The organism is Syntrophomonas sp. UBA5494 (genome assembly GCF_002426325.1).
Window position 1 is genome coordinate 7,295 of sequence record NZ_DIPG01000031.1, and the last position, 9,976, is coordinate 17,270.

The following is a 9,976-nucleotide window of genomic DNA, read 5'->3' on the forward strand; positions in this document are numbered from 1 at the left end:
GGCTACCTGGTCGATATCAATAAGCCGGTTTTCACTTTCCCATCTCTTCTTCAATTCCACCTGGTTTTCCTGCAATGATTTGGGGCCAATGGTAATGCGCAGGGGTATGCCGATCAGATCAGCGTCCTTGAATTTAACCCCGGCGCGCTGATCGCGGTCGTCGATCAAGACCTCAACCCCCAGGTTCTTTAGCTGTTCATAAACCCTCCAGGCCGCCTCCCATTGCTCAGCTTTGTTCGCGTTGACCGGCACCACAATAGCCTGGTAGGGGGCTATGGGAAGCGGCCAAATGATGCCGTCCTGGTCGTGGTTTTGCTCCACCGCGGCCGCCATGGTGCGCGATACCCCGATGCCGTAGCACCCCATCACAAAAGGCTTCTGCTGCCCGTCTTTGTCAAGATAAGCGGCGCCCATGGCCAGGGAGTATTTCAATCCCAACTGAAAGATATGCCCCACCTCTATACCCCGCATTTTTAGAAGATGGCCTTCACAGTGGGGGCAGGGGTCTCCAACCTCTGCCGAACGCAGGTCTAAAACGGCTGTGGCTTCAAAATCACGGCCGAATTTCACCTGACTGTAATGATAGTCGTCACGGTTGCAGCCGCAGCTGATTTTAGCCATCAGAGGCACTTCCAGGTCCGCATACAGAGGCACTTTTAACCCCACCGGACCCAGAGAGCCGAATCCGGCTCCGCACTGTTGCCGCACCAGAGCCTCGTCGGCCATCAGCAATTCATTGCATCCTAGGGCGTTTTTAAGCTTGATTTCATTGAGTTCCCGGTCGCCCCGCACCAACGCCGCCACCAACACCTGATCAGCGGTGTAGAAAAGAGTTTTGACCTGCTCCTCCGCAGGGATGCCCATATGTTCAGCCAGGTCGGCGATGGTCCTCAGGCCGGGAGTAGAGATGGTAACCATTTCACCGCATTCCCGACCTCCCGCAGCCTCTCCGGCTGCAGCCGGGCTGCACACGGCTTTTTCCACATTGGCGGCATATTCGCAGCTGTCGCAATAGACGATTTCGGATTCTCCGGTTTCAGCCAGAACCATGAATTCGTGGCTGGCATTGCCCCCGATGGCGCCGCTGTCAGCTTCAACCATGCGATAGGACAGTATGAGGCGCTGGTAAATGCGATTGTAGGCCTCGCGCATTTTCTCATAAGAGACCTGCAGTCCTTCCTGATCCACATCGAAAGAGTACAGGTCTTTCATGATGAATTCGCGGCCGCGCATCAATCCGAAACGGGGCCTTATCTCATCACGATACTTGTTCTGGATCTGATACAACAACAGGGGCAGATCCCGGTAAGAGTGAACATCCGCATCCACCAGGGTGGTGATAATCTCTTCATGGGTGGGCCCCAGACAGTAAGCCCGCTGATGGCGATCCCGCAGGCGGAACATCTCATCTCCATAAACATCCCAGCGGCCGGATTCTTGCCACAATTCAGCGGGCTGAACGATAGGCATCATCACCTCTTGCCCACCGGCCCGATCCATCTCCTGGCGCACGATTTCGGTGATCTTTTTGATAACCCGGTAGCCCAGGGGGAGGTAGGTATACACCCCGGATGTGGTCTTGCGAATAAATCCGGCTCTTAACAGCCATTGATGGCTGATTACATCAGCTTCGCTGGGCACCTCTCTCAGGGTCGGATAAAACAACTGGGAACAGCGCATTATATAACCTCCTCCTTACTCAGGCGATTTGGCAGATTCTTCATTTTGCTCCAAGAGTGCGATGATTTCCGCAAGCAATGCTTCAGTCAATTGACTCTCCGGAATTTTGCGGATGACTTCTCCTTTTTTGAACAACAACCCGACTTCTTTGCCCCCGGCCACCCCTATATCGGCCTCGCGCGCTTCGCCGGGCCCGTTGACCACGCATCCCATCACCGCCACCTTGATGGGCGCCGCTATTTCCCGCAGCCGCTGATCGATTTGCCGGGCGGTTTTTATCAGATCTATCTCACACCTGCCGCAGGTGGGGCAGGAAATCAGTTCGGCCCCGCGTTGACGCAGCCCCAAGGCACGCAAAATTTCGTAGGCCGTCCATACCTCGTTTACCGGATCGGCCGTTAAAGACACCCGCATAGTGTCGCCGATCCCCTCGGCCAGAAGGATGCCCAGGCCCAGGGATGATTTGATCAAACCCCTTTCCATGGTGCCGGCCTCGGTGATACCGATGTGCAGCGGGTAGTCGACCATTTCACTGATCAGCCGGTAAGCCTCGACGGTCAGCTGTACGGAAGAGGCTTTCAGGGATATTTTTAAGTTGTCGAAATTCATGGCCTCCAGTATGTTCACATGGGCCAGGGCGCTCTCCACCAGGGCATGAGCGGTTGTGCCTCCGTATTTTTGAGCTATGATCTTGTCCAAAGAACCGGCGTTAACCCCGATACGAATCGGTATGCCCCTGTCCCGGCAGGCCCTCACCACTTCCTGGACTTTATAGGCTGCCCCAATATTGCCGGGATTTAGACGCAGGCCGTCACATCCCGAGGCGATGCTCAGCAAAGCCAGGCGGTAATCAAAGTGAATGTCGGCTACCAGAGGGATCGTGATGTGTTTCTTAATCTCGGCTATCGCCTGGGCGGCCTCTTGGTCCACCACCGCCACCCTTATGAGTTCACAGCCCGCCTTTTCCAGAGCTTGAATCTGAGCGACAGTCTTGGCGATATCTCTGGTGTCGGTGCTGGTCATGGACTGCACCGACACCGGGTGGCCTCCGCCGATCAGCAGCCCGCCCAGCTTGACGACCCGGGTTCTCCTTCTCATCATACTAACCCTTTATCAATCGCAGTATATCGTTGTAGGTTACGAAAACTATAATCAGCATCAGGAAAAGAAACCCCAGCCAGTGAATGAAACCCTCTTTTTCCGGATCAATGGGTTTGCGCCGCAACAGCTCGGCCAGGGCGAATACCACCCGGGCTCCATCCAGAGCGGGTATGGGCAGAAGGTTTAAGATCCCCAGATTAATGCTCAAAAAAGCGATGAACGATAGCAAGAAGATGGCCCCATACTGCGACGCCTCCCCTACCATCATAGTGATCCCCACCGGTCCGGCCAGATCGCCGGAAGAGGCGGCTCCGGTGATGATGGTCCATAAGCCGCTTAACAAAGCCCCGGTCAGCATAAAGGTCTGTTGAAAGCCATAGGATATGGATTGTAAAATACCTTGTTTTTCATATACAACCTGACCCATAACCCCGATAGCCGGATTCCCGGTGCTGCTGCTCTGACGCGGCGCCATCTCCAGATTCATAGTCTGTTCCTGACGCTGAATGGTGAGGGTGATCTTCTCACCGGGGTGCTTCTGGCTCATCACAGCGGTGATTTGTTCCCAGGAGCCGATGGCCTCCCCGTCAATGGCCAGGACCCGGTCTCCGGGCTGAACGCCTGCGGCCGCAGCCGGTTCGCCGCTTATGACTCTGCCGATTACCGGCTCGTTAGTGGCTGAAGGCAATCCGATAAAAGCATAACTGTATATAAAGATCAAAAGGCCCAGGAAAAGATTCATAAAAGGCCCGGCCACCGCCACCTTGATCTTTTCCAGAGGGGTGCGGTGGCTGTAGCCGTTGGGGTCTTCATTGTCTCCGGGCTCTTCCCCCGCCATGCGTACGAACCCCCCCAGGGGGATGAGCCGTAAAGAATACTCCACCCCGTTTTTGGTGAATGAGATCACTTTGTAGCCAAAACCCAGAGCGAACTCATAAACCGGGATGCCGACCGCACGCGCGGTAAGAAAATGTCCTAATTCATGAACAAAAATAAGAACACCCAGTACTATCACAGTGAGGATAATTGACATCGTATGCCTCCTTTACGGACTCTAATCTATAATTATCATTATACCCGTTTTGCAGCCAGCTGCTGTATTATCATTTCAGACTCTTTTCTGGCCCATCGGTCTGCAGCCAGAATAGTCTCTAAATCCGAAGCCGCTTTCTGATGATGTTTTTCCATCACCGCAGTGACCACATCCACGATACCCATAAAACTCAATTGCTGGGCGAGAAAAGCCGAGACCGCCACCTCATTGGCAGCGTTCATAACCGCCGGCATGGTACCCCCGGCCTTGCCGGCCTGATAAGCTAAGTCCAGAGCCGGGAAGCTCGCCCGGTCAGGCTTTTCAAAGTGCAGCGCTCCCAAAGCGGTGAGATCCAGGCCTACTGCCGGGCTCTCCATACGCTCCGGATAAGTCAGCGCATACTGTATGGGGATGCGCATATCATGCGGCCCTAAATGGCCCAGGAAGGAACCGTCGGTAAATTCCACCAGGGAGTGTACCACGCTCTCCCGATGTACCACCACCTCAATGGAATCGTAATCCACCTTGAAGAGATGGTGAGCTTCGATCACTTCCAGTCCTTTATTCATCAAGGTGGCCGAGTCGACCGTAATCTTGGGCCCCATCATCCAGGTGGGGTGCTTGAGGGTCATGGCTACGGTTACATTCCGCATCTGCTGCGGTGAATAACCACGAAACGGCCCGCCGGAGGCGGTTAACCAGATCTTATGCAAATGGGCTTCTTCCCCGGCCAGGCATTGAAAAATCGCGGAATGCTCACTGTCCACCGGCAAAATCATGACTCCCTCCCGGGCCGCCCGGTGCATTACCAGATCCCCGGCTGCAACCAGGGTTTCTTTATTGGCCAGGGCCACCCGTTTGCCGGCTGCAATCGCGGTCAGGGTTGGTTCTATGCCTATAGCCCCGCTTACTGCCACCAGGACAATATCGGCTTCAGGCCAGGCAGCCAGTTCACACATGGCCTCCATACCCAGGGATAGCCCTGTTCCTGCAGGCAAGCCCGCTTTTAAGGCCATATATGCCCTCTGGTCGGTTACGTTCACCATCCGGGGCTGAAATTTTGCTATCTGTTCTTGCAGCAAGGCTGCTTCGTTATATGCCGCTATGCCCAGCAGGCTGAAACGATCCCGGTATTTATCGATCACATCCAGGGCCTGGCGGCCGATCGATCCAGTTGATCCCAATACCACCACTCCGGTTTTGCCGTCAGACCTCATTTTTTTTCCTCCAATCAAAACGCTCCAGCATGCCGGCCCGGTGGCTGGCGATCAGTATGACCAGCAGCACCGGGCCCAGGATGAGTCCGGTGGTTCCGGCCAGCTGCAAGCCGACATATAAAGAGATCAAAGTGGCCAGGGGGTGAAGGCCTATATTGTCTCCTACTATTTTAGGCTCTAAAACCTGGCGCACCCCTGAAATCACCAAATAAATCACCAGAAGGCTTACCCCCAGACCGGTCTGGCCAACCAAGATATTGTATAAAGCCCAGGGCAGAAATACCACCCCGGGGCCTAACACCGGCATGATATCCAAAAGCCCTACCAGGAGCCCGATGGTGAGGATATATTTAATTCCCAGCAGCTTCAGGGAGACCATGGTGATGATGGCTGTGATGGTGATGAGAATGCTATAGGCTTTGGCGAAGCCGGTCAAAGCCTGAAATAGCTGGGTTACCACATTATTGGTCTGAGAGCGGAAGCTCCCTGGCAGGCTGCTCAGGATGAAGGTTCTGATCACGGAACGGTCATTGATAATAAAATAAGTGGCTACGGTGGTGATTATCATGAAAACCAGGAGTCCGGGCAGTATCAACAATAACTGGGTCAGGCCGTCAATGGTGCTGTTCATTAAGCCGGAAAGCACATCCACGCCTTTCTGCAGATTGTTTTCGATAGCCGCCTGGGCGGCAGGGGGCAGATTGAGCTGTACATAAAACCATTGAAAATTGCTGACGGCGTCGATGATCTGCGCCGCCACCTGATCCGAATAATTCGCCAGCAGCGGGAATAGACGGGTTATCTCGCTGATCACCACCGAGACCACCAGCGAAACCAGGTAAATAAAGGCCCCTACCACCAGGAGGAGGCTGGCTGATGTGGCCAGGGCGCGGTTAAACTTCAGTTTTACCTCAAAAAACACCACCAGGGGCTCAATCAATACCGCCAGCAAAACTGCGATGATAAAAGGCAGGAACACCTCGGGAAGCCGGGCCAAAACAGCAATCAGGGCAGGGGCCACAACCGACATGAACAGATAGATTATCACCAGAACCAGAACAGCAATTCCCAGTTTGATAAAAGTTTTGGTGTATTTGAGCAATTCCGGATCCATCTGGCACCCTCCTTTTTATATATGGTTGGGCTGGTGCTACATCAGGAAATGAAAGCCGTAGTATACCAGCGGCAGTACCAAGATAAAGCTGTCAAAGCGGTCTAACATGCCGCCATGCCCCGGGATGATAAAACCGCTGTCCTTAACACCGAAATAACGTTTTATTGCCGACATAAATAAATCACCCAGCTGGGCTGCCAGGCTGGCCAGCAGTGCTAATATTATAAGATATGCGCTCTTTACCGGAGCTAGCGCAGTAAAATGAGCATATGTCAGCGCAATAAAGAGGCAGAATAACACGCTGCCCAGAGCGCCTTCCCAGGTTTTTTTGGGGCTCAATTGAGGCGCCAGCTTGCGCTTCCCCCATAACATGCCCACCGCATAGCCCCCCACATCGCTGGCCCAGGTCAACAGGAGAGCCAACAGCATGATCAAAAAAGGATCGGCCAGGTTTAACACGCGCAGGGAATACTGCAGGGTTAAACCCAGGTAAAACGGCCCGAACAAGTTTAAGGAAAGCTCTGCGATAGTAATGCGGGGATAGGACCATACCCCGAAAGCCGCCATCGCCAGGCCGACTGCCGTAAGACCTGCCCAGATCAACTCTTCAGACAGGAGCGGAGCAGCCCACAAGAGGAGCAAAAGGCCATAACCCGGCAGCCACAGTACCGGAATGTTTTTGTGCTTCATCATGTCTAGATATTCGTAAAGCGATACTACCGCCATAACGAAAAACAGGCCTTTCCAAAACATTCCGCCCTGATAGAGGCAGAACAGGATGATGGTGACGCCGGTCAGGGCGGTGATTACCCTGGTTTTAAACATGTTTTTCACCTTTATCCTGTCGGCTCAGTCCGCCGAAACGGCGATCCCGGTTCTTAAAATCAGCGATGGCCTGCAAGAGATCCTGTTGGCTGAAATCGGGCCACAGCCGTTGGGTTACCCATATTTCGGTATAGGCGATCTGCCAGAGCAAAAAGTTGCTGATGCGCATCTCTCCGGCGGTGCGGATCAGCAGGTCCGGGTCAGGCAGATCGGCAGTGGACAGCAATGACGAAAAAAAACCCTCATCGATGGCATCGGCCGACATCTTTCCACCAGCCACCAAAGCGGCGGCTTTCTTCACTGCAGCCAGGATTTCATGTCTGGCTCCATAATTGAGGGCGATGCTGAAGGTTAACCCGTCATTATTCCTGGTTTTTTTCAAGGCCTCTTCCAATTCCAGCCGACACCTCGGTGGCAATAAACGGTAATCCCCCAGTATATTGATTTTTACATTGTTTTCATGGAGTTCTTGCAGTTCCTTAAACAGGTATTCCACCAGGAGGTTCATCAGGTAATCCACTTCTTCAGTGGGGCGCCGCCAATTTTCTGTGGAAAAAGCAAAAACCGTCAGATAGGGGATATTGAGCTCGCCCATCGACTTAACCAGTCGCTTTAAAGCGCTCATACCTGCTCTGTGCCCCATGGTCCGGGGCATTAACCGCTTTTTGGCCCAGCGCCCGTTGCCATCCATTATCACCGCAATATGGCGTGGCAGATCCTCGCTCCCAGCACCCACTTTATCCCTTCTCTCCGAAACGATAATACCCCCATGAGGGGGTATAGTAGTTTACTCAATATTATAACCGCACTAGACTGGAAATAAAACCCGCAACTATACCTCCATGATTTCCTTTTCCTTGGTCTGCAGAATGGCGTCTACGTTCTTGACATACCGGTCGGTCAGTTTTTGCACTTCGTCGGCGCCCTTTTTGCTCTCATCTTCGGAGACGAGTTTGTCTTTCTCGCTGGATTTGAGCATGTCATTGGCTTCACGGCGAATATTGCGCACCGCAACCCGGGCCTCCTCAGCCCTCTTCTTGACCACCTTGACCAGCTCTTTGCGCCGTTCTTCGGTGAGCTGTGGTATGGCTATGCGGATCACATTGCCATCATTGCTGGGGGTTATCCCCAGATCAGATTTCATGATAGATTTTTCTATATCGGCTATTATGGACTTATCCCAGGGCTGAATCACCAATAGCCGGGCTTCCGGCACGGTTATATTAGCCAGCTGGTTTATGGGTGTGCCGACCCCATAGTAATCCACACTGAGCTTTTCCACCATGGCAGGATTGGCACGCCCTGCCCTCAATGAAGCCAGATCTTTGGTGAGATGCTCCATACTCTTTTTCATGCGGTCTTCAGCATCGTTAATGATATCTCTGATCATCGGTTTACCTCCCTACATAAGTGCCAATCTTCTCCCCTATGACCGCCTTTAAGATATTGCCTTGCTGATTCAAATCAAAGACAATAATGGGGATGTTGTTATCCATACACAGTGAGGCGGCCGTGGAATCCATCACCCCAAGGCCCATATTGATAACATCGATATAATCCAGTGCGGTGAATTTCTTGGCCTCGGGGTTTACCACCGGATCGCTGTCATAAATCCCATCAACCTTTTTAGCCATCAGAATTACTTCGGCTTCGATCTCCGCAGAGCGCAATGCTGCGGCAGTGTCGGTAGAGAAGTAGGGGTTGCCGGTCCCGGCGGCAAAGATCACCACCCGGCCTTTTTCCAGATGGCGGATGGCCCGCCGCCTGATATAAGGTTCGGCGACCTCCCTCATCTCTATGGCTGACATCACTCTGGTGGGGTAGTCCTTCGATTCCAGGGCGTCCTGCAGGGCCAGGGCATTGATGACAGTTGCCAGCATACCCATGAAATCAGCGGTAGCACGATCCATGCCTTTGGCACTGCCGGCCACCCCACGCCAGATATTGCCCCCGCCAACCACTATTGCTACTTCTACCCCCAATTGAGCCACCTCAATAACCTGGGCGGCGATGGTGGATAGGGTTTCTGGATTAATGCCGTAACTATCATTCCCAGACAGGGCTTCTCCGCTGAGTTTGAGAATGATGCGTTTGTATTTGGGGCTCCGCAAACTGTCAACCTCCCCGCTCTGTCCCATTATTTGGATTGAATCTGGGCCATAACCTCTGAGGCAAAATCAGCCTTTTCTTTTTCAATGCCTTCGCCCACCTCATAGCGTGCGAAACGGCGCACATTGACATTTTCGCCGATGCGGGCGATCGTTTCATGGATGAGCTGTTCCACGGTCTTGTCAGGATCTTTAATAAAGGGCTGCTCCATGAGGCAGTTTTCCTTATAGTACTTTTCGATGCGTCCGTCGATCATTTTCTCGATGATTTTCTCCGGCTTGCCTTCTTCCAGGGCCTGGGCTCTCAATACCTGGCGCTCCCGCTCCATTTCTACGGCCGGGACCTCTTCGCGCCTGACATAAGTGGGATTGGAGGCGGCTATCTGCATGGCGATGTCATAAGCCAGCTGTTTGTATTCCGGGGTTTTGGCCACAAAATCGGTTTCACAGTTGACTTCCACCAGAACCCCAATGCGTCCGCCGCCATGAATATATGAAACCACCAAACCTTCGCTGGCTATCCGGCCGGCTTTCTTGGCGGCCTTGGCCAGCCCCTTGGCCCGCAGTTCATCGATGGCCTTCTCAACATCCCCTTCACACGATACCAGGGCGTTTTTGCAGTCCATCATGCCCGCGCCGGTTCTTTCACGCAATTCCTTTACCATTGCTGCTGAAACTTCCATTATCCAATTCCTCCTATTTCCGGTGTATCCTTAAACAGTCCGTATAAGATCTTTATAGCCAAAAAGAAGGGGTGTAGGAACAAGCCCTGCACCCCTCTCTGTTATGCGTTTACCTGTTCCCCTTGTTTGCCTTCCAGAACAGCATCGGCGATTCTAGAAGATATTAATTTTACGGCTCTTATGGCATCGTCATTGCCGGGGATGACATAATCGAT

General features: G+C 53.0%; 11 protein-coding genes. All 11 read right to left on the bottom strand.

The features are described from left to right. Window positions 1-1,680 (bottom strand): proline--tRNA ligase (locus B3W37_RS03030; RefSeq protein WP_483174751.1); only part of this gene is annotated, 1,680 nt, incomplete at its 3' end. Between the two features lie 15 nt (window positions 1,681-1,695). Further along, the gene (ispG, locus tag B3W37_RS03035) at window positions 1,696-2,781 is read right to left on the bottom strand and encodes a flavodoxin-dependent (E)-4-hydroxy-3-methylbut-2-enyl-diphosphate synthase (protein ID WP_483171127.1); all 1,086 of its coding nucleotides are present in this window, start codon (window positions 2,779-2,781) and stop codon (window positions 1,696-1,698) included. A gap of 1 nt (window position 2,782) precedes the next feature. Further along, entirely contained in the window at window positions 2,783-3,814 is a 1,032-nt protein-coding gene (gene rseP / locus B3W37_RS03040; RefSeq protein WP_483171126.1) for an RIP metalloprotease RseP, read from the bottom strand. Window positions 3,815-3,852: 38 nt separating this feature from the next. Continuing rightward, complete coding sequence (locus B3W37_RS03045) at window positions 3,853-5,031, bottom strand: 1-deoxy-D-xylulose-5-phosphate reductoisomerase (RefSeq protein ID WP_481040031.1); 1,179 nt, start codon at window positions 5,029-5,031, stop codon at window positions 3,853-3,855. Next, complete coding sequence (ytvI, locus tag B3W37_RS03050; RefSeq protein WP_483171124.1) at window positions 5,021-6,145, bottom strand: sporulation integral membrane protein YtvI; 1,125 nt, start codon at window positions 6,143-6,145, stop codon at window positions 5,021-5,023. Before ytvI ends, B3W37_RS03045 begins: the two co-directional genes overlap by 11 nt. Before the next feature lie 36 nt (window positions 6,146-6,181). After that, entirely contained in the window at window positions 6,182-6,970 is a 789-nt protein-coding gene (locus B3W37_RS03055) for a phosphatidate cytidylyltransferase (protein ID WP_483171123.1), read from the bottom strand. Then, window positions 6,963-7,706 (bottom strand): isoprenyl transferase, encoded by a 744-nt coding sequence (locus B3W37_RS03060; RefSeq protein ID WP_481040037.1) that lies wholly within the window; start codon window positions 7,704-7,706, stop codon window positions 6,963-6,965. The genes B3W37_RS03055 and B3W37_RS03060 overlap by 8 nt, the downstream gene beginning before the upstream one ends. Before the next feature lie 96 nt (window positions 7,707-7,802). After that, entirely contained in the window at window positions 7,803-8,360 is a 558-nt protein-coding gene (gene frr, locus B3W37_RS03065; protein WP_481040038.1) for a ribosome recycling factor, read from the bottom strand. A gap of 4 nt (window positions 8,361-8,364) precedes the next feature. Further along, a complete protein-coding gene (gene pyrH / locus B3W37_RS03070) occupies window positions 8,365-9,081 on the bottom strand; it encodes a UMP kinase (protein ID WP_483174752.1) in 717 nt (238 codons plus the stop codon). Between the two features lie 26 nt (window positions 9,082-9,107). Further along, on the bottom strand, window positions 9,108-9,761 hold the full coding sequence (gene tsf / locus B3W37_RS03075) for a translation elongation factor Ts (RefSeq protein ID WP_483171119.1): 654 nt from the start codon (window positions 9,759-9,761) through the stop codon (window positions 9,108-9,110). 101 nt (window positions 9,762-9,862) lie between these two features. Further along, a partial coding sequence (locus tag B3W37_RS03080; protein WP_483174777.1) for a 30S ribosomal protein S2 occupies window positions 9,863-9,976 on the bottom strand: 114 nt, incomplete at its 5' end.